The organism is Pseudonocardia kujensis, from assembly GCF_021283305.1.
GTDB classification, from domain to species: domain Bacteria; phylum Actinomycetota; class Actinomycetes; order Mycobacteriales; family Pseudonocardiaceae; genus Pseudonocardia; species Pseudonocardia kujensis.
Genome location: NZ_JAJSOK010000049.1, coordinates 1 through 18,290, shown reverse-complemented (window position 1 = coordinate 18,290; position 18,290 = coordinate 1). Strand labels below are relative to the sequence as shown.

Annotated in this window: 17 protein-coding genes; 9 read left to right on the top strand and 8 right to left on the bottom strand. The window is 74.7% G+C overall.

Annotated features, from left to right (window positions below):
* Window positions 1-3 precede the first annotated feature (3 nt).
* Together LWC35_RS27225 and LWC35_RS27220 are read left to right on the top strand one after the other, a co-directional pair.
* The gene (locus tag LWC35_RS27225) at window positions 4-1,161 is read left to right on the top strand and encodes an acyl-CoA dehydrogenase family protein (protein WP_232873115.1); all 1,158 of its coding nucleotides are present in this window, start codon (window positions 4-6) and stop codon (window positions 1,159-1,161) included.
* 1 nt (window position 1,162) lies between these two features.
* Window positions 1,163-1,648, top strand: coding sequence for a GNAT family N-acetyltransferase (locus tag LWC35_RS27220; protein ID WP_232873114.1), 486 nt, complete (start codon window positions 1,163-1,165; stop codon window positions 1,646-1,648).
* Window positions 1,649-1,737: 89 nt separating this feature from the next.
* On the opposite strand, the gene LWC35_RS27215 is transcribed toward LWC35_RS27220, so the two are convergent.
* On the bottom strand, window positions 1,738-2,136 hold the full coding sequence (locus LWC35_RS27215; RefSeq protein ID WP_232873113.1) for a cytochrome c oxidase subunit 4: 399 nt from the start codon (window positions 2,134-2,136) through the stop codon (window positions 1,738-1,740).
* Window positions 2,137-2,149: 13 nt separating this feature from the next.
* A complete protein-coding gene (gene ctaC, locus LWC35_RS27210) occupies window positions 2,150-3,121 on the bottom strand; it encodes an aa3-type cytochrome oxidase subunit II (RefSeq protein ID WP_372463110.1) in 972 nt (323 codons plus the stop codon).
* Window positions 3,122-3,363: 242 nt separating this feature from the next.
* Between ctaC and asnB the strand changes: the two genes are divergently transcribed.
* The gene (gene asnB, locus LWC35_RS27205) at window positions 3,364-5,316 is read left to right on the top strand and encodes an asparagine synthase (glutamine-hydrolyzing) (protein WP_232873112.1); all 1,953 of its coding nucleotides are present in this window, start codon (window positions 3,364-3,366) and stop codon (window positions 5,314-5,316) included.
* Between the two features lie 534 nt (window positions 5,317-5,850).
* Here the strand turns inward: asnB and LWC35_RS27200 are convergent.
* From LWC35_RS27200 to LWC35_RS27190, 3 genes are all read right to left on the bottom strand, one after another.
* Window positions 5,851-6,852, bottom strand: coding sequence for a carbohydrate kinase family protein (locus tag LWC35_RS27200; protein WP_232873111.1), 1,002 nt, complete (start codon window positions 6,850-6,852; stop codon window positions 5,851-5,853).
* A 63-nt stretch (window positions 6,853-6,915) separates the two neighbouring features.
* A complete protein-coding gene (locus tag LWC35_RS27195; RefSeq protein ID WP_037040814.1) occupies window positions 6,916-7,284 on the bottom strand; it encodes a HesB/IscA family protein in 369 nt (122 codons plus the stop codon).
* Between the two features lie 135 nt (window positions 7,285-7,419).
* Window positions 7,420-8,562, bottom strand: coding sequence for a glycerate kinase family protein (locus tag LWC35_RS27190; protein ID WP_232873110.1), 1,143 nt, complete (start codon window positions 8,560-8,562; stop codon window positions 7,420-7,422).
* A 34-nt stretch (window positions 8,563-8,596) separates the two neighbouring features.
* Between LWC35_RS27190 and LWC35_RS27185 the strand changes: the two genes are divergently transcribed.
* From LWC35_RS27185 to LWC35_RS27170, 4 genes are all read left to right on the top strand, one after another.
* The gene (locus LWC35_RS27185) at window positions 8,597-9,241 is read left to right on the top strand and encodes a DUF3043 domain-containing protein (RefSeq protein WP_232873109.1); all 645 of its coding nucleotides are present in this window, start codon (window positions 8,597-8,599) and stop codon (window positions 9,239-9,241) included.
* Entirely contained in the window at window positions 9,160-9,780 is a 621-nt protein-coding gene (locus LWC35_RS27180; RefSeq protein WP_308194682.1) for a bifunctional adenosylcobinamide kinase/adenosylcobinamide-phosphate guanylyltransferase, read from the top strand. The genes LWC35_RS27185 and LWC35_RS27180 overlap by 82 nt, the downstream gene beginning before the upstream one ends.
* A gap of 127 nt (window positions 9,781-9,907) precedes the next feature.
* The gene (locus LWC35_RS27175) at window positions 9,908-10,969 is read left to right on the top strand and encodes a nicotinate-nucleotide--dimethylbenzimidazole phosphoribosyltransferase (protein ID WP_232873108.1); all 1,062 of its coding nucleotides are present in this window, start codon (window positions 9,908-9,910) and stop codon (window positions 10,967-10,969) included.
* A 7-nt stretch (window positions 10,970-10,976) separates the two neighbouring features.
* Window positions 10,977-11,708, top strand: a complete 732-nt coding sequence (locus tag LWC35_RS27170; RefSeq protein WP_232873107.1) for an adenosylcobinamide-GDP ribazoletransferase — start codon at window positions 10,977-10,979, stop codon at window positions 11,706-11,708.
* 164 nt (window positions 11,709-11,872) lie between these two features.
* On the opposite strand, the gene LWC35_RS27165 is transcribed toward LWC35_RS27170, so the two are convergent.
* From LWC35_RS27165 to LWC35_RS27155, 3 genes are read right to left on the bottom strand one after another with little or no spacing between them, the layout of a single operon-like run.
* Window positions 11,873-12,982 (bottom strand): branched-chain amino acid aminotransferase, encoded by a 1,110-nt coding sequence (locus LWC35_RS27165; protein WP_232873106.1) that lies wholly within the window; start codon window positions 12,980-12,982, stop codon window positions 11,873-11,875.
* A 53-nt stretch (window positions 12,983-13,035) separates the two neighbouring features.
* Complete coding sequence (gene gcvT / locus LWC35_RS27160; protein WP_232873105.1) at window positions 13,036-14,133, bottom strand: glycine cleavage system aminomethyltransferase GcvT; 1,098 nt, start codon at window positions 14,131-14,133, stop codon at window positions 13,036-13,038.
* A 30-nt stretch (window positions 14,134-14,163) separates the two neighbouring features.
* Entirely contained in the window at window positions 14,164-15,510 is a 1,347-nt protein-coding gene (locus tag LWC35_RS27155; RefSeq protein ID WP_232873104.1) for an APC family permease, read from the bottom strand.
* Between the two features lie 196 nt (window positions 15,511-15,706).
* On the opposite strand from LWC35_RS27155, the gene LWC35_RS27150 reads away from it, so the two are divergent.
* Both LWC35_RS27150 and LWC35_RS27145 read left to right on the top strand, forming a co-directional pair.
* A complete protein-coding gene (locus tag LWC35_RS27150) occupies window positions 15,707-17,236 on the top strand; it encodes a leucyl aminopeptidase (RefSeq protein ID WP_372463108.1) in 1,530 nt (509 codons plus the stop codon).
* Window positions 17,237-17,354: 118 nt separating this feature from the next.
* Window positions 17,355-18,170: an SDR family NAD(P)-dependent oxidoreductase gene (locus LWC35_RS27145; protein WP_232873103.1), complete on the top strand. Its 816-nt coding sequence runs from the start codon at window positions 17,355-17,357 to the stop codon at window positions 18,168-18,170.
* Window positions 18,171-18,290: the final 120 nt, after the last annotated feature.

Sequence of the window (18,290 nt, the reverse complement as noted above, 5' to 3'; positions counted from 1 at the left end):
GGGGTGGACGCCGACGACCTGACACACGTGCTGGAGTCGGTGCGGGATTTCATCCGCACCGAGGTCGTGCCGCTCGAGGAGCAGATCGACGAGCAGGACGTCATCCCGGAGCGGATCGTCACGCAGTGCAAGGAGATGGGCCTCTACGGCTTCACCATCCCCGAGCAGTACGGCGGGCTGGGGCTCTCGGCGTACGAGGAGGTGCAGCTGGCCATGGAGCTCGGCTGGACCACCCCGGCGCTGCGGTCGCTGTTCGGCACCAACAACGGCATCGCCGGGCACGTGCTGCTCGAGGGCGCCACCGAGGAGCAGAAGAAGACCTGGCTGCCGCGGCTGGCGTCGGGCGAGGTCACGGCGTCGTTCGGGCTCACGGAGGCCGATGCCGGCTCCGACCCGTCCGCGCTGGCCACCACCGCGAAGCGCGACGGCGACCACTGGGTGCTCAACGGCTCGAAGCGGTACATCACCAACTCGCCCGTCGCCGACGTGATCATGGTCTTCGCGCGGACCAACCCCGAGGCCAAGGGCAACCGCGGCATCTCCACCTTCCTGGTGCCCAAGGGCACGCCGGGGCTCTCGATCGGGCCCAAGGACAAGAAGATGGGGCAGTCCGGCGCCTGGACCGCCGACGTGCACCTCGACGACGTCCGTGTCCCGGCCGACGCCGTCGTCGGCGGCGAGGAGGGGGTGGACCAGGGCTTCCGGATCGCCGCGAAGTGCCTGGCCCACGGCCGGCTGCACATCGCCGCGGTGTGCGCGGGCATGGCGGCCCGGCTGGTCCACGAGACCACCGAGTTCGCGAGGACCCGCGAGCAGGGCGGTGCCCCGATCGCGCGCTTCCAGCTGATCCAGGGCCTGGTGGCCGACTCGGTCACGGACCACTACGCCGGCCGGGCGCTGGTGCTCGAGACCGCCAAGGCCTTCGACGCCGGCACGGACCGGATCGCCGGGCCCGCCGCCGCCAAGTACTTCTGCTCGGAGATGGTGGGCCGGGTGGCCGACCGGGCGGTGCAGGTGCACGGCGGCGCCGGGTACATGCGCGGGGTGCCGGTGGAGCGCTTCTACCGCGACGTGCGGCTCTTCCGGATCTACGAGGGCACCAGCCAGATCCAGCAGGTCATCATCGCGCGCGACGCGCTCGGCCCGGCGGCCCGTGGCTGACGTGACGTTCCGGATCGCGGGCCGGGAGGACTGGCCCGCGATCTGGCCGATCTGGCACCGCGTCGTCGCGGCCGGCGACACCTACACGTGGGACCCTGCGACCTCCGAGGAGCAGGCCCGGGTCCTCTGGATGCCCCCGCCGCCCGCCGTCACGATCGTCGCCGAGCGGGACGCGGCCGTCGTGGGGACCGCCCTGCTCAAGCCCGTGCAGCCCGGGCTCGGCGACCACGTCGCTAACGCCGGGTTCATGGTCGACCCCGACCGGGCCGGCGGCGGCATCGGCCGTGCGCTCGCCGAGTTCACCCTCGACGAGGCCCGGCGCCGCGGCTACCGGGCGATGCAGTTCTCGGCGGTCGTCGCGTCGAACGTCCGGGCCGTCGGGCTGTGGGAGTCCCTCGGCTTCGCGATCGTCGGCACCGTCCCCGAGGCCTTCCGCCACCCGCGGGACGGGCTGGTCGGGCTGCACATCATGCACCGCACCCTCTGAGCCCCCCGAGGACGCCGAGACCCGAGAACGCCGACGGCGCCGGACCCCGAGGGGTGCGGCGCCGTCGAGCGGGAACGTCGAGCGGGAGCTCAGTGGTCCGCGGGGCGGATGTGGTACTCGAAGACCAGCCCGCCGACCGCGATCAGCAGCATCACGCCGGCGATCACGATCAGCCACCAGAAGAAGAACGCCAGGCCGACGCCGACCAGCGCGGCGCAACCCGCCACGGCGATCGGCCAGTAGCTGCCGGGCGAGAAGAAGCCGACCTCGCCGGCGCCGTCGGAGACCTCGGCCTCCGGGTTGTCCTCGGGCCGCTCCTCGAGCCGGCGGGACACGAACCGGAAGTACGTGCCGATGATCAGCGACAGCCCGCCGGTGAGGAACAGCGCGGCGATGCCCACGGCCTCGTGCGTCAGGATCGTGTAGACGATCGCGGCGACGAAGAAGAAGGCGGTGCAGATCTCGAAGATCCGGGATTCGACCTTCATGGCTGGTCCTCCCTCAGTTCCCGGCCGCGACGGGCTGGGCCTCGGCCTGGGCGCGCTGCCCGCGGTCGGTGAACGGACGGGTCGTGATGGCCTCGGGGGCGCACCACTGGCCGCAGTTCAGGGTGGCCAGCGCCTCCTGGGCGGTGTACGGCACGCCCGTGGCCGGGTTGTTCGCCTTGCGGAGCCCGATGTACCGGTCGTACAGGTCCGGGGCGAGCGCGCGGACCTCGAAGTTCATCGACGCGTGGTAGGTGCCGCAGAGCTCGGCGCAGCGGCCGACGAACGCGCCCTCCCGGTCGATCCGGTCGATCACGAAGGTGTTGTCCGTGTCGTTCTTCTCCGGCATCGGGAAGACGTCCCGCTTGAAGAGGAACTCCGGCACGTAGAAGCTGTGGATCACGTCGTTGGACGCGATGGTGAACTCGATCGACCGCTGCGTCGGCAGGACCAGCAGCGGGATGGTGTTCGACGTCCCGATCGTCTGGACGGGCTTGCCGTCGGCCGCGACCTGGTCGGGGTAGCTGAACGCCCAGTTCCACTGGAAGCCGGTGACGTCGACGGCGACGTCGGCCGGCTTGTCCTTGTCGACGTACTGCTGCACGGCGACCGTGAAGCCGAAGAGCACCGCCACGATGATCGTCGGGATCACGGTGAAGACGATCTCGACCGGCAGGTTGTACTGCGTCTGGCGCGGGACCGACTCGTCGTCGCCCTTCTTCTTGCGGTGGAACGCCACCGCCCAGAACATCGCGCCCCAGGTGATCACGCCGACGCAGAGGGCGGCGATCGCCGCCCAGGTCCACAGGTGGCGCATCTGCTCGGCCTCGGGCGTGACGCCCACCGGCCACCCGAAGCGGATGACGTCCTGGACCGAGCACCCGGCCAGGAGCGGAATCGTCAGCAGCCCGAGACCGGCGAGCTTCACCGCCCGGACGTACCCGGTACGGCCACGCACGGTCGTGCCGCCGCGCTCCGATCGGCTCACTGCCCGCCGCCTTCCCCTCGTCCGCGTGGTGTTCCCACCACACCCTTTCCTCGTTCCGACCAGCGCAAACCCGATCGGGCCCGGCCGGCCAGGCCGAGGGTCCGGACGCCCGGGACGGGGCGGACCTTCGACCACGCGTAGAGACTAGCCGAGCAGATCCGTCCGACGCGCCCCCGGGGTCGGGCCAGCGCTGCATGACCCGTCCGGGGGTCCCCGGTCCGGAACCGCCATACTTGCTCGCTGTGTGCGGACTGCTGGGACTGCTGACCGCCGGCGCTGACGCGGCCGACCGGACCGAGGCCATCGCCGGCGCCCTGAGGTGCGCTCGGCACCGCGGGCCGGACGAGAGCGGCACCTGGAACGACGACGACGTGGTGCTGGGCTTCAACCGCCTCTCGATCATCGACGTGGCGGGCTCCCACCAGCCGCTGCACTGGCCGCCGGCCCCGGCCGAGGACGCCGGGCGCTACACCATCGTCTTCAACGGCGAGGTCTACAACTACCTGGAGCTGCGCGAGGAGCTCGCGGGGCTGGGCGCGGAGTTCGCGACCGAGGGCGACACCGAGGCCGTCGTCGCGGCCTTCCACCACTGGGGGGCCGAGGCCGTCACCCGGCTGCGCGGGATGTTCGCCTTCGCGATCTGGGACGCCCGGGAGCGGCAGCTGTTCGTCGCGCGGGACCCGTTCGGCATCAAGCCGCTGTTCCTCGCGTCCGGGCCGACCGGCGTCGCGTTCGCAAGCGAGAAGAAGAGCCTCCTCGAGCTGGCCCCCGAGCTGGGCATCGCCGGGTCGGACGAGTTGGACCCGGCCGCCCTGCAGCACTACCTGATCCTGCAGTACGTCCCGGAGCCGGAGACGCTGCACCGCGCGATCGGGCGCGTCGAGTCCGGCACCTACGTCACGGTCAAGGCCGGGCAGCAGCCCGTGCACCACCGCTACTTCCACCCGCAGTTCGTGTCGCTGCCCTCGCACGCCCCGGCCAGCGCCGAGGCGGAGGCGATCGTGCACGGCGAGATCACCGAGGTCCTGCGGGACTCGGTGGCCAAGCACATGCGCGCCGACGTCACCGTGGGTGCCTTCCTCTCCGGCGGCATCGACTCCACGGCCATCGCGGCGCTGGCCAAGGAGCACAACCCGGACCTCATCACCTTCACCACCGGGTTCGAGCGCGAGGGCTACTCGGAGGTCGACGTGGCCGCCGAGTCCGCGGCGGCGATCGGCGTGCGGCACGTGGTCCGCACCGTCAAACCGGACGAGATGATGGAGGCCCTGCCCCTCATCGTCTGGTACCTCGACGACCCGGTGGCCGACCCGGCGCTCGTCCCGCTGTGGTTCATCGCCCGCGAGGCCCGCCAGCACGTCAAGGTCGTGCTGTCCGGCGAGGGGGCCGACGAGCTGTTCGGCGGCTACACGATCTACCGTGAGCCGCTGTCGCTGGCGCCCTTCGAGAAGGTGCCGGGCACGCTGCGGCCGCTGCTCGGCCGGGCGTCGCGCCGGCTGCCGGAGGGCATGCGGGGCAAGGACCTGCTGCGCCGGGGCTCGCTGCGGCTCGAGGAGCGCTACTACGGCAACGCCCGGATCTTCCGGGACGACCAGCTGCACGAGATCCTGCGCCAGTACGACCCGCGGGTCTCGCACACCGACGTCACCGCTGCGCACTACGCGGCGTCCGAGAAGTGGGACCCGGTGGCGCGGATGCAGCACGTCGACCTGTTCACCTGGCTGCGCGGGGACATCCTGGTCAAGGCCGACAAGATGACCATGGCCAACTCGCTGGAGCTGCGCGTGCCGTTCCTCGACCCGGAGGTGTTCCGGGTCGCCTCGGCGCTGCCGCTCGCGCAGAAGATCACCGGCGGGGCGAGCGGCACCACCAAGTACGCACTGCGCGGGGCGTTGTCGCAGATCGTGCCGTCGCATGTGCTCAACCGGCGCAAGCTGGGCTTCCCGGTGCCGATCCGGCACTGGCTGCGGGACGAGATGTACGCCTGGGCGCGCGAGATCATCCGCGACTCCGGAGCCGGCCACCTCGTCGACCTGCCGGCGGTCCGGGCGATGCTCGACGCCCACCGCGCAGGCCCGGTCGACCACAGCCGGCGGATCTGGACGCTGCTGGTCTTCCTGATCTGGTACGGCATCTTCGTCGAGCGCCGGATCACGCCCGAGATCCCCGAGCCCGCCTACCCCGTCACCCTCTGACCCCGTCCCGCGAGTCGGGAGTTCCGGCACCGCGAGTCGGGAGTCCGGCACCGCGAGTCGGGAGTTCCGGCACCGCGAGTCGGGAGTTCCGCACCGCGAGTCGCGGTTTCCGGCACCGCGAGTCGGGAGATCCGGCACCGAGAGTCGGGAGTTCCGGAGCGCTCACGCGCATCGGCGAGCACCTGGGTCGCCATCGGGTCCCTGCACAGGTCCCGGGTCCCGGGTCCCGACGCCCGCGCCGAGTCACTCGCTGCAGCGCCGAGCCCCGGCTCGGTATCGGACACGGCGCTCCGAGCTGCTGCCCTGGCGCGACGAAACCCCTCGTCGCAGGCCCGCGATACCGCTCGCTCGGAACTCCCGACTCGCGGTGCCGGATCTCGCGACTCGCGGTGCCGGATCCCGCGACTCGCGGTGCCGGATCCCGCGACTCGCGCCGCCGGATCCCGCGACTCGCGGTGCCGGATCTCGCGACTCGCGCTGCCGGATCTCGCGACTCGCGGGAGGTCAGAGCCCGACTCGCGGATCCTGAAGAGCTCAGGCGGGGACGGCGGTGGCGATCTCGGCGGCGGCCTCGGGGCCGTAGGCCCGCTGCAGGCGTTCGAGGGCGCTCCCCCGGTCCCACCGCCACTCCTGCGGCCCGTCCGTCTCCAGCACCAGCACCGCGACCAGCGAGCCCAGCTGCGCGGCGCGCTCCAGCGACAGGCCGCGCCCCGTGCCGGCCAGGAAACCGGCGCGGAAGGCGTCGCCCACGCCGGTCGGGTCGACCTTCGCCGTCTCCGGCACCACCCCGACCTCGAGGGCGACCCCGTCCCGCCCCACGATCTGCACGCCCTTCTCGCCGAGCGTGGTGATCCGGGTGCCGACCTTCTCCCCGACCTGCTCGGGCGTCCAGCCGGTCTTCCTGAGCAGGAGCTCCCACTCGTAGTCGTTGGTCAGCAGGTACTGCGCGCCCTCGACGAGCCTCCGGATCTCCGGGCCGTCCATCCGCGCGAGCTGCTGCGACGGGTCCGCGGCGAACGCGTAGCCGCGCTGCCGGCACTCGTCCGTGTGCCGGACCATCGCCTCGGGGTCGTTGGCGCCGATCAGCACCAGGTCCACCCCGCCGACCCGCTCCGCGACGGGCTGCAGCTCGATGAGCCGGGCCCGGGCCATGGCGCCGGCGTAGAACGAGGCGATCTGGCGCATGTCGTCGTCCGTGGTGCAGACGAACCGGGCCGTGTGGACGTCGTCGAACACGTGCACGCCGCTGGTGTCGACGCCGTGCCGCTCGAGCCAGGAGCGGTAGTCGGCGAAGTCTGCGCCCACCGCCCCGACCAGTACCGGGGACTGCCCGAGCACGCCGAGCGCGTAGGCGATGTTGCCGGCGACGCCGCCGCGCTTGATGGTCAGCTCGTCGACCAGGAACGACAGCGACACCCGGTCGAGCTGGTCGGCGACCAGCTGGTCGGCGAACCTCCCCGGGAAGTGCATGAGGTGGTCCGTGGCGAGGGATCCGGTGACGGCGATGCGCACGTCGGGACACCTTACGTCAGACATGACGAGACCCCCGGGTGCGGAAGAGGTGATCCTCCTCGACCCGGGGGTCCGCGACGCCGAGACTCAGTTGAAGGAGTCGCCGCAGGCGCAGGAGCCGCCCGCGTTCGGGTTGTCGATGGTGAAGCCCTGCTTCTCGATCGTGTCGACGAAGTCGATGACCGCGCCCTGCAGGTACGGCGCGCTCATCCGGTCCACACCGACCTTGAGGCCGTGGAAGTCACGGAACAGGTCACCGTCGAGCGAACGGTCGTCGAAGAAGAGCTGGTAGCGCAGACCGGCGCAGCCTCCGGGCTGCACGGCGATGCGCAGGTGCATGTCGTCGCGGCCCTCCTGCTCGAGCAGGGAGCGCGCCTTGAGGGCGGCGTTGTCGGTCAGCTCGACGCCGTGGGTCTCCTCGGCGGCGCCGGCCTCGACGGTGTTCTCGACGGTCATGAACTCTCCCAACAGCGCACGTGGCGGAACTGTTCCCGGCGACCCGGGAGTCGTACCGCCACCCATAGTAGGCCCTCCCGCCGACACCCTCCCGGGCCTGCGGGGATCCGCCGTCCACCGGGCGGGTGATCCGGGTCACCGGCTCGTCGGGGACCCGCCCCACCGGCGTGCGACGTGCTCGGCCAGTGCCGACAGCGTGCCCGCCGGATCGGCCATCGAGGCCTCGATCCCGCCCGCGTGCTCCGACACCGAGTACGCGGCGTCGACACCCGCCGCAGCTGCCTCACGCCGCCCGACGCCGACCTGCCCGGCCAGGACGACGCACGGCACGCCCCGCTCGGCGGCGGCGCCCGCGACCGCGGTGATGAGCTTCCCGCGCAGCGACTGCCAGTCGAAGCTGCCCTCACCCGTGACCGCCAGCCCGCCCTCGGCGGCGACGGCGTCGAGCGCCGCGTCGAGCCCCAGGAGCCGGCGGACCAGGCCCGCCCCGGACTCTCGGCGCGCCCCGAGCGCCAGCAGCGCGGCCCCCAGGCCACCGGCGGCGCCGGCGGCGGGCTCGTCGCGCACGTCCCGGCCCGTCGCGCCGGCGAGGACCCCGGCCCACACCGCGAGCGCGGCGTCGAGGGCCGCGACCGCCGCCTCGTCGGCCCCCTTCTGCGGGCCGAACACCGCGGCGGCGCCGTGCGGGCCGAGCAGGGGGTTGTCGACGTCCGCGGCCGCGACCAGCGCCATCCCGGCCTCCGGGGCACCGGAGAGCCGGTCGCACCGCCCCAGGTCCGCACCGCCCGGCGGCAGCTCCGCGCCCGACGCGTCGAGCGGGGCGGCGCCGAGGGCCGCGAACATGCCCGCGCCCCCGTCCGTCGTGGCCGACCCGCCCAGCCCGACGACGGCCTCGGTGCAGCCGGAGGCCCGGGCGTCGAGCAGCAGTTCGCCGACCCCGCGGGTGGTGACGCGGCCCGCCACCTCCGGCGTGCCCCGCGCGCGGGGCACGTGGTGCAGCCCGCACGCCGCCGCCGACTCGATGTAGGCGACGGTGCCGACCTGCAGCCACGGGGCGGTCACCGGGTCGCCGAACGGCCCCGTGACCTGCGGTTCGTGCAGGGTCCCGCCCAGCCGCTCCTGCAGGACGTCGACGAAGCCGGTGCCGCCGTCGGCCAGGGGGAGGCGGTCGATCCGGGCGTCCGGCACCGCGCGCAGCCAGCCCTCCGCGATGGCGCCGGCCGCGGCCCGCGCGCTCAGGGTTCCGCCGAAGGAGTCGGGAGCGACGACCACACGCACACCGCGCACGCTATCGCCCGTACGCTGTGGACCCGTGAGGTTCCTGCGCCGCTCCGACGATTCCCCGGCATCCGCGTCCGTCGACACGGACGAGGCCGGGGGCACGCAGGAGAAGAAGCCGCTCGATCCGCGCTGGACGCAGGGCAAGGGCCGGCCCACGCCGAAGCGTCGGGACGCCGAGACGAAGCGTCGCGGCCCCGCTCCGCCGCCGCCGAAGACCCAGCGCGAGGCGGCCCGCCTGGCCAAGGCGAACCGCCCGAACAAGGAGGACCGCCGCGCGCAGGCCGCGGAGCGCCGGGCCCGGATGGACGCCGGCGACGAGCGGGTGCTCCTCCCCCGTGACCGCGGGCCGGTCAAGGCCTACATCCGCGACGTCGTGGACTCGCGCCCGCACCTCATGGGCCTGTTCATGCCGCTCGCCGTGGTGGTGTTGATCTCGGTGCTGCTGCCGATCCCGTCGGTGCAGCAGTACCTGAGCCTGTTCAGCCTGGTCGTGCTGTTCGTGATGGTGGTCGAGGGCGTCACGCTCGGGATCCGCGTCACGAAGCAGGCGCGGGCCAAGTTCCCGAACGAGCGGATCGGCGGGCTCGGTACCGGTTGGTACGCCTTCACCCGCGCCAGCCAGATCCGCAAGCTGCGGGTGCCCAAGCCGCGGGTGCAGCGCGGGGCGCAGGTCTGAGGACCCTCGTCCTGGGCGGCACCCGGTCGGGCAAGTCGGGCCATGCCGAGGCGCTGCTGCCCGCCGACGCGCCGGTCCGCTACGCCGCCACCGCCCGACGCCGGCCGGACGACCTCGAGTGGGAGGCCCGGATCGCCCGGCACGCCGCGCGCCGCCCGGCCTGCTGGACCACGATCGAGGAACCCGACCTGGTCGCCGAGCTGGCCCGCGGCGGGCCGTTGCTGGTCGACGACCTCGCCACCTGGCTCACCGGCGTCCTCGACGACACCGAGGCCTGGGAGGCGCCCACCACCCCGCCCGCCGTCGACGACGCCGTCGCGACGCTGGTCGAGGCCGTGCGCCGGGCCCCGTCGTCCGCCGAGGCGCGGTGCGTGCTGGTCTCGGCCGAGGTCGGGCTGGGCGTGGTGCCCGCGACCCGCGCCGGCCGACTCTTCCGGGACGAGCTCGGCGCGCTCAACGCCGCTCTCGCCGCGGTCTGCGACGAGGTGGTGCTGCTGGTGGCGGGCCTGCCGCTGCGCCTGAAGCCCACCGCAGGCTGAGTGATCGCCACTCCGGACCGCCGAGCGCCACGGACGGCCGCGGACGGTCCGGACAGCGATCACGGGCAGGAGCGCCGACGGGTGGGCTGCCGCGACGCCTGCCCAGGCCGGACGGTAGGAAGGGCGCGTGAGCGAGAGTCCCTTCCCCGCCGTCCCCGCACCCCATCTCGAGGCGCGGCGCGAGGCCGTCGCCCGGTACGAGGCGCTGGCGGTGCCCGCGGGCGGTCTGGGCGTGCTCGCCGACCTGGGCCTGTGGCTCGCGTCGATGCAGGGCGTGTGCCCGCCGCGGCCGCCCGCCCGGGCGCGGGTGGTCGTGGTCGCGGCCGACCACGGGATCGCCGACGCCGGCGTCTCGGCGTACCCGCCGGAGGTCACCGCGCGGCAGGTCGCGGCCGCGCTGGAGCAGTCCGCGCCGGTCGCGGTGGCGGCGTCGGTGTCCGGGGCCTCGGTCCGGGTGGTCGACGTCGGCCTGGACCGGGAGGCGATGCTGCCCGGGCAGGAGCGGTTCAAGGTCCGCCGGGGCAGCGGCCGGATCGACCGCGAGGACGCCCTCACCGCCACCGAGGTGGAGAACGCGGTCCGGATCGGCCGCGCCCTGGCCGACGAGGAGGTCGACTCCGGCGCCGACCTGCTCGTCCCCGCCTCGCTGGGCGTCGCCGCGACCACCCCGGCGTCGACGCTGGTCTCGGCGGTGACGGGAGCCGAGCCGGTCGCCGTCGTCGGGCGGGGGTCCGGCATCGGCGACGACGCGTGGATGCGCAAGGCCGCCGCCATCCGCGACGCCCTGCGCCGGGCGAAGCCGCACGTCCGCGACCCGCACGCCCTGCTGCGCACGGCCGGCGGCGCCGACCTCGCGGTCCTGACGGGGTTCCTCGTGCAGGCCGCGCTGCGGCGGACCCCCGTGCTGCTCGACGGGCTGGTCGTCGGCGCCGCGGGACTGCTGGCCGACGAGCTGGCCCCTGGTGCACACCAGTGGTGGCTCGCCGCGCAGCACTCCCCCGAGCCCGCGATGACGCTCGTGCTGCAGCACCTGCAGCTCGTCCCGGTGCTGGACCTGCAGGTCCGGCAGGGCGACGGCACGGGCGCGGTCGCGGTGCTCCCGCTCGTCCAGGCGGCCGCCCGGCTGCTCGGCGAGACCGCCACCGCCGAGGCGAGCGGGATCGCGCCGGTGCGCGCGGTCAGCGGATGAGCGGGGCATGAGTGCGCTCGCCCTCGCGTTGACCTGGCTCACCGTCCTGCCCGTGCGGACCGGCGCCCCCTCGGAACGGACCGCGGCCGGGGCGTTGCGCTGGGCCCCCCCGGTCGGCGCCGCGCTGGGGGCCGTCGCCGGGCTGGTGGTGTGGGGCCTCACCGCGCTCGGCGTGCCCGGGCTGGTCGCCGGCCTGCTCGCCGTCGGGGTGCTCGCGCTGGGCACGCGCGGGATGCACGTCGACGGGCTCGCCGACACCGCCGACGGCCTGGGCTGCTTCGGCCCGCCGGAGCGGGCGCTGGCGGTGATGAAGGACGGCGGCGCGGGCCCCTTCGCCGTCGTGACGCTGCTGGTGGTGCTCGGCGCCCAGGCGGGCTCGCTGGCGGCCCTGTCCGGATGGCAGGTCGTCGCCGGCGCCGCCGTGGCCGTCGCGAGCGGCCGGGCGGGGTTCTGCTGGGTCGCCCGGCGCGGGGTGCCCGCGGCGCGGCCGGGCGGGCTCGGCGCGATGGTCGCGGAGTCGCAGCCGGCGTGGGTCGCGCCGCTGTGGTGGGTCGTGCTGGCCCCCGCGGGCTATGCGGTCGCGGGCTGGCGCGGGCCGGCCGGGGTCGCGCTCGCGGCCGTCCTCGTCGTGGCGCTGTCCGCGCACACCGCGCGCCGCTTCGGCGGGATGTCCGGCGACGTGCTGGGTGCGGCGGCGGAGCTGGGCACCGCCGCCGCCCTGCTGCTGCTCGCCGCATGACCGCGTCATGGATCCATAACGCGCACCACGCCCGGACCCGACCGCGTCATGGATCCACAACGCGCACCACGCCCGGACCCGACAGCGTTATGGATCCATGACGCGCTGGACGCCCCGACCCGACAGCGTCATGGATCCATGACGCAGACCAGGGAGGAGTCCGCTCAGAGCGCGGTCATCCAGCCGTGGGTGTCCGTGGTGGTGCCGCGCTGGATGTCGGTGAGCAGGGTGCGCAGGCGCATGGTGATCGCGCCGGGCTCGCCGTCGGCCACCCGAACCGACCCGACGCCGTCGTTCTCGCTGAACTTCACGTTGCCGACCGGGGTGATCACCGCGGCGGTGCCGCAGGCGAACACCTCGGTGATGGCCCCGTCCGCACACCCCACCAGCCACTCCCGGGCCGAGATCCTGCGTTCGGTGACCTGGCAGCCGATCTCCTTGCCCAGCGTGAGCAGCGAGTGCCGGGTGACGCCCTCGAGGATGCTGCCGGACAGCTCCGGCGTGACCAGCTCGGCCGACTCCCCGGAGCCGAACACGAAGAACAGGTTCATCCCGCCCATCTCCTCGACCCACCGCTTCTCCGCGGCGTCGAGGTAGGCGACCTGCGCGCACCCGTGCTGCGCGGCCTGGGCCTGCGGGAGGAGCGAGGCGGCGTAGTTCCCGCCGCACTTCGCGGTGCCGGTCCCGCCGACCGCGGCGCGGGTGAAGTCCGTGCACAGCCAGACGTCGACGGGCTTGACCCCGCCCGGGAAGTACGCGCCGGCGGGCGAGGCGATGAGCAGGAAGAGGTACGAGTCGGCGGGCTTCACGCCCAGCCCGACCTCGGTGGCGATCATGAACGGGCGCAGGTACAGCGACTCCTCGCCGCCGGCCGGGGGCACCCAGGCGCGGTCGACGTCGACCAGCTCGCGCAGCGCGGCCAGGAACAGCTCGTCGGGCAGCTCGGGCATGCCCAGGCGCACCGCGGACCGGCGGAACCGCGCCGCGTTCTCCTCCGGCCGGAACGACGCGACCGTGCCGTCCGGCTGGGTGTAGGCCTTGAGGCCCTCGAAGATCTCCTGGCCGTAGTGCAGGACCATGGTCGCCGGGTCGAGCGCGATCGGGCCGTACGGCTCGACCTGGAAGTCGTGCCAGCCCTCCGCCGACGTCCAGCGGATCGTGACCATGTGGTCGGTGAAGTGGCGGCCGAACCCCGGCGCGGCCAGGATCTCGCTGCGCCGCTGGTCAGAGGCCGGCGCGGGGTTCGGGATGCGGGTGAACAGCGGCGCGTTCATGCATGAACGGTAACCCGCCGGGCAAGGTGAGCGTCAGCCGGTCGGGTGTCCGATCATCGGACGTGCGAGGGGACGAACGGCGGCTTCACCACCTGCGTCTCCAGCGCGCGGCCCCGCACGTCCACGGTCACGACGTCGTCCGTCGACACCCCCGCCGCGGTGTCGATCAGCGCCAGCGCGATGCCGGTCCGCAACGTCGGCGAGAAGGTGCCCGAGGTGGTCACCCCGACCGGCTCGCCGCCGGAGAGCACGGTCATCCCGGCGCGCGGGATCCCGCGTCCGGTGGCCCGCAACCCGCGCAGGCGGCGCGCCGGCCCGGACTCCCGCTCGGCCAGCAGCGCCTCGCGGCCCCAGAACGCCGGCTTCGACCAGCCGACCGCCCACGAGCTGCCCGCCTGCACCGGCGTGATCTCCTCGCTGAGGTCCTGGCCGTGCAGCGGGTAGCCCATCTCGGTGCGCAACGTGTCCCGCGCGCCCAGCCCGCACGGGCGCCCGCCGAGCGGCTCCGCCCCCGCGAGCAGGGCGTCCCAGACCGCCGGGGCCTGCGCGGCCGGCACGAGCAGCTCGTAACCGTGCTCGCCGGTGTAGCCGGTGCGGCAGACGCGGACGGCACCGGCGTCGGCGAAGGCCATGTAGTCCAGCCCCGCGACGCCGGAGAACCCCGCGAACATCGTCGCGAACAGCTCGGCCGAGCGCGGCCCCTGCACCGCGAGCACGGCGAGCTCGCGGTGCCGGTCGACGATCTCGATCCCGGCCGGGGCGGCGGCCCTCAGCAGCGCGGCGACCCGGGCGGCGTTGGCGGCGTTGGGGACGAGGAGGACCTCGTCCGGGCCGTCGAGGTAGGCGATGAGGTCGTCGACCACGCCCCCGGACTCCGTGCAGCACAGCGTGTACTGCGCCTTCCCCGGCGTGATCCTCCCGAGGTCCGCGGTGAGGCAGGCGTTGACGAAGTCCGCCGCGCCGGGGCCCCGGACCAGGAGCTTGCCGAGGTGGCTGACGTCGAAGACGCCGACGGCCCCGCGGACCGCGGTGTGCTCGGCCACCGTGCCGGCCGGGTAGGCGATCGGCATGGACCAGCCGCCGAAGGCGCCCAGGGTCGCCCCGAGCGCGACGTGTCGGTCGTGCAGGGGCCCGGTGATCAGCTCGTCCACGCCGGGAACCGTACCGAGGACCAGGCCGGATCAGGCCGCCTGCTCCCCCGGCGGCTCCTCCTGCTGTGCGGGCGGTCTCCGGCGGCCCCGCAGTGCCGACAGCTCGGCCAGCCCCCAGCCGACGGCCAGGAGGCCGAGGGTGATCAGCACCGTCGTCCGCGGCAGCAGGGCGGCCAGTCCGAGGCACAGCACCAGCCCGACCGCGGCCACCCAGGCGGGGGTGCGCCGCGTCGGCACCCGCAGCGCCGCGGCGTGCACGAACGCGTAGTGCAGCAGCATGGCGCAGGCCGACAGCGCGATCGAGGCCACCGGCCCCGCCAGCACGGCGACGAGGATGGCCAGGGCCGCGCCGAGGACGTCGGACCGCCAGGGGGCGCCGCTGCCGCACACCTTCGCGAACGACCGCGGCAGGTCCTCCCGGACCCCCATCTCCCTGGCCGTGCGGCTGATCCCGATCAGGACGGCGAGCAGTGTGGAGCCGGCGGCCGCGGCCGCGCCGATGCGGACGAGCACGCCGAGCGCCGGGGCCTGGCCGGTGTCGACCAGCGCGACCAGCGGCGCGTGCTCCTCGCCGATCCGGTCGGTGCCCAGGCCCATCAGCAGCGCCCCCGCGACGGCGACGTAGGTCAGCGTGCAGACGGCGAGGGCGATCGGGATGGCGCGGCGCAGCGTCCGGGCCGGGGTGCGGACCTCCTCGCGGAAGGTCGCGACGTTCGCGAACCCCACGAACGCGAAGAACACCAGGCCCGCGGCGGACAGCACACCGAGCGCACCCGGCGAGGCCTGCGGGACGGGCACGGCGACCCCGCGGGCCTCCCCCGCGGCGGTCACCGACGCCGACACCGTCTGCTCCCCGCCCGGCCCGAGCAGCCCGACGACGACCACCACGACCAGCACCGCCAGCGTCCCGCCCGCCAGCAGCCAGGAGGACCGGGCGGTGGTCCGGACCCCGACGATGTTGAGCACCGTGGCCACGACGATCACGACGATCCCGGCCGCCAGGGGGTTCGACGGCAGCACGTACGCGCCGAAGACGCCCGCGGCGGCCGCCGCGGAGGCGACCCCGCCGATCAGCAGCGTGACGCCGGCGAGCCGGCCCGCGACCGGGTGCAGGCGGTCCCGGGCCGCGACGTAGCCGGCCGTGTACCCGGCGGAGAAGCCCGCCCCGCCCGCGCCGCCCGCGAGGACCAGCTCCGCGGTGGACAGCACGCAGGTCCCCGCGACGACCGCGGCGAGCAGCACCGCCAGGAGCAGCCACGGCCCCGCGGCGGCCCCGGCGGGGGCGAAGACGACGAAGACTCCGGATCCGAGCATGGCGACGAGCCCGAGCACCACCACGTCGGCGGTACCCAGACGACGGCCGAGGGTCGTTGCCACGTGCACCACCATCGCATCCGACCCTGCGCGATACGGCCCCGCGACGGTGTCATTAGCATCTCGAAGAGGTCTCGCCGGGCGCTCGGACCGCCCGTCGACGGGCGGTGCGGCGCCCGGGCCCGGCGATGCCCCACCCGGTCACGCCGCCGTGCGGCGGTGCGACCCGACCGTGCCGACCCGACCGAGGAGACCCGCCTTGACGACCACCGTCCCGCAGACCGGCACCCGCATCGGCGCCCTGGAGGGCCCCGCCGCGGCGGCCGAGGCCGACGTCCTCGTCGTCGGCGTGCTCCCGGGCGCGAACGGCAACGGCGGGAACGGCGAGGAGGCCGAACCGGTCCTCGCGCCGGGCGCCGAGGAGATCGACGCGGCGTTCGACGGCACCCTGGCCGGGCTGCTCGCGCTGGCCGGCGCCACCGGCAAGGTCGAGGAGGTCGTGAAGCTGCCCTCGCGCGGGGCGGTCGGCTCCCCGCTCGTCGTCGGCGTCGGGCTCGGCAAGCCCGACGGGTCCGGCGCGATCCCCGCCGACCAGGTGCGCCGCGCGTCGGGCGCGGTGGCCCGGGCGCTGGCGGGCAGCGGCCGGGTGGTCAGCACGCTCGGCGCGGTCGACCTGGCCGCCGCCGCGGAGGGCGTCCTGCTCGGCGCCTACCGGTTCACCGCGTTCAAGGGTGACCCGACGGCCGGGAAGAAGCCGATCGAGTCCGTCGAGTTCCCCCGGGCGGACGCCGACGTGCTGGAGCACGCCTTCGCCGTGGCCCAGGCGGTGAGCACCGCGCGCGACCTCGTCAACACCCCGCCCAACGCGCTCTACCCCGAGACCTTCGCCGCCCGCGCCCGCGAGCTCGGCGAGGCCGCCGGGCTGGAGGTCGAGGTGCTCGACCACGAGGCGCTGGCCGCCGGCGGGTACGGGGGCGTCCTCGGGGTCGGGCAGGGGTCGTCGCGGCTGCCGCGGCTGGTCCGGCTGCGCTGGTCGGGCGGGGAGAACCCGGTGAAGAAGGTCGCCCTGATCGGCAAGGGCATCACCTTCGACACGGGCGGCATCTCGATCAAGCCCGCGGCCGGCATGGACCACATGACCTCGGACATGTCCGGGGCCGCCGCCGTGATCGCGACCACGGTGCTGGCCGCGCGGCTGGGCCTGCCGGTCGCCGTGACCGCGACGGTGCCGATGGCCGAGAACATGCCGTCGGACACCGCGTACCGGCCGGGCGACGTGCTGTCGATGTACGGCGGTAAGACCGTCGAGGTGCTGAACACGGACGCGGAGGGCCGGCTGATCCTGGCCGACGCCATGGTCCGCGCGGCCGAGGACGAGCCGGACTACCTCGTCGAGACCTCGACCCTCACCGGCGCGCAGATGGTCGCGCTGGGCACCCGCACGGCGGGCGTGATGGGCAGCGACGACTTCCGCGACCGGGTCGCGGCGCTCGGCCGGTCGGTGGGCGAGGACGCCTGGGCGATGCCGCTGCCCGAGCATTTGCGCGGCGAGCTCGACTCCCGCATCGCCGACCTGGCCAACGTCACGGGCAACCGCTTCGGCGGCATGCTCGCGGCCGGGATCTTCCTGCGCGAGTTCGTCGCCGACGGGCTGCCGTGGGCGCACATCGACATCGCCGGCCCGTCGTTCAACACCGGCGGCCCGTGGGGCTACACGCCCAAGGGCGGCACGGGCGTGCCGGTGCGCACCCTCGTCGCGCTCCTCGAGGACATCGCCGCCAACGGCTGAGCGGTTACGCCGGCGCACCCCTTCCGGCGGAGGGCGCGCCGGCGGACCACCGCGGCCACGATCACGGGGCCGGCGTTCGGGGCTCCCCCGAGGGCTACCCGCGGGTAGGGTCACCCCCGTGATCCGTCGCCGTGTCGCCCACTCGGTTCCCACCGGCTCCCGCTCGGCCGTCGTCACCGGGGGTGCGCGCGGCATCGGGGCCGCGATCGCGCGCGAGCTCGCCGGGCGCGGCTACCGCGTCCTGGTGACCGACGTCGACGCGACGGCGGCGAAGGTCACGGCCGCGGACCTCGGCGGGGAGTCCGCCGCCTACGACGTGACCGACCCGGCCGCGGCGCACGCGATCGCCGCGCGCGCCCGCGAGCTGGCCCCGCTGGGCGCGTGGGTGAGCAACGCCGGCGTCGGCACCGGCGGCCCGCTCGCCGAGCTGACGGACGCGGAGGCCCGGGCGCTCGTCGAGATCAACCTGCTGGGCCCGGTGTGGGGCTCCCGCGCGGCGATCGCCGCCTTCCGGGAGCAGGGCGGCGGGGGCGACCTCGCGATCACCGCCTCGCTGTCCGGGCTCGGCCCGGTACCCGGCCTCTCCCTCTACGCCGCGACGAAGGCGGCCGTGCTCTCCCTCGCCTCCGCGCTCTCGGCCGAGGTGCGGGCGGACGGGATCCGGGTGCACGCACTCAACCCCGACGGCGTCGCGACGGCCCTGCTCGACGCCATGGAACCGCGGGCGCGGGCCCTCGTCCGCTCGGGTGTGCTGCTCACCCCGGACCGGGTGGCCACCGAGCTGGTCGGCCTGTTCGGCACCGGGCGCGTCTACAAGACGGTCCCTGGCTGGCGCGGCGCGATGATGCGGCTGTCCGCGCTGGCCCCCGGCCCACTGCTGCGCGCCGCGCCCGTCCTGCAGGCGATCGGCGCCCGCAAGGCCCGCCGAGCCTAGGCCGTGTCTCTCAATCCGGCGCCGCCGGGCCCGGTGATCCACGTCGTTCCCGGCAAGGCAGCCGGGCCGCCCTCATACCGGGCGTATTCGGGTGGCCCGGCAACGCCGGCGGGGACGGCG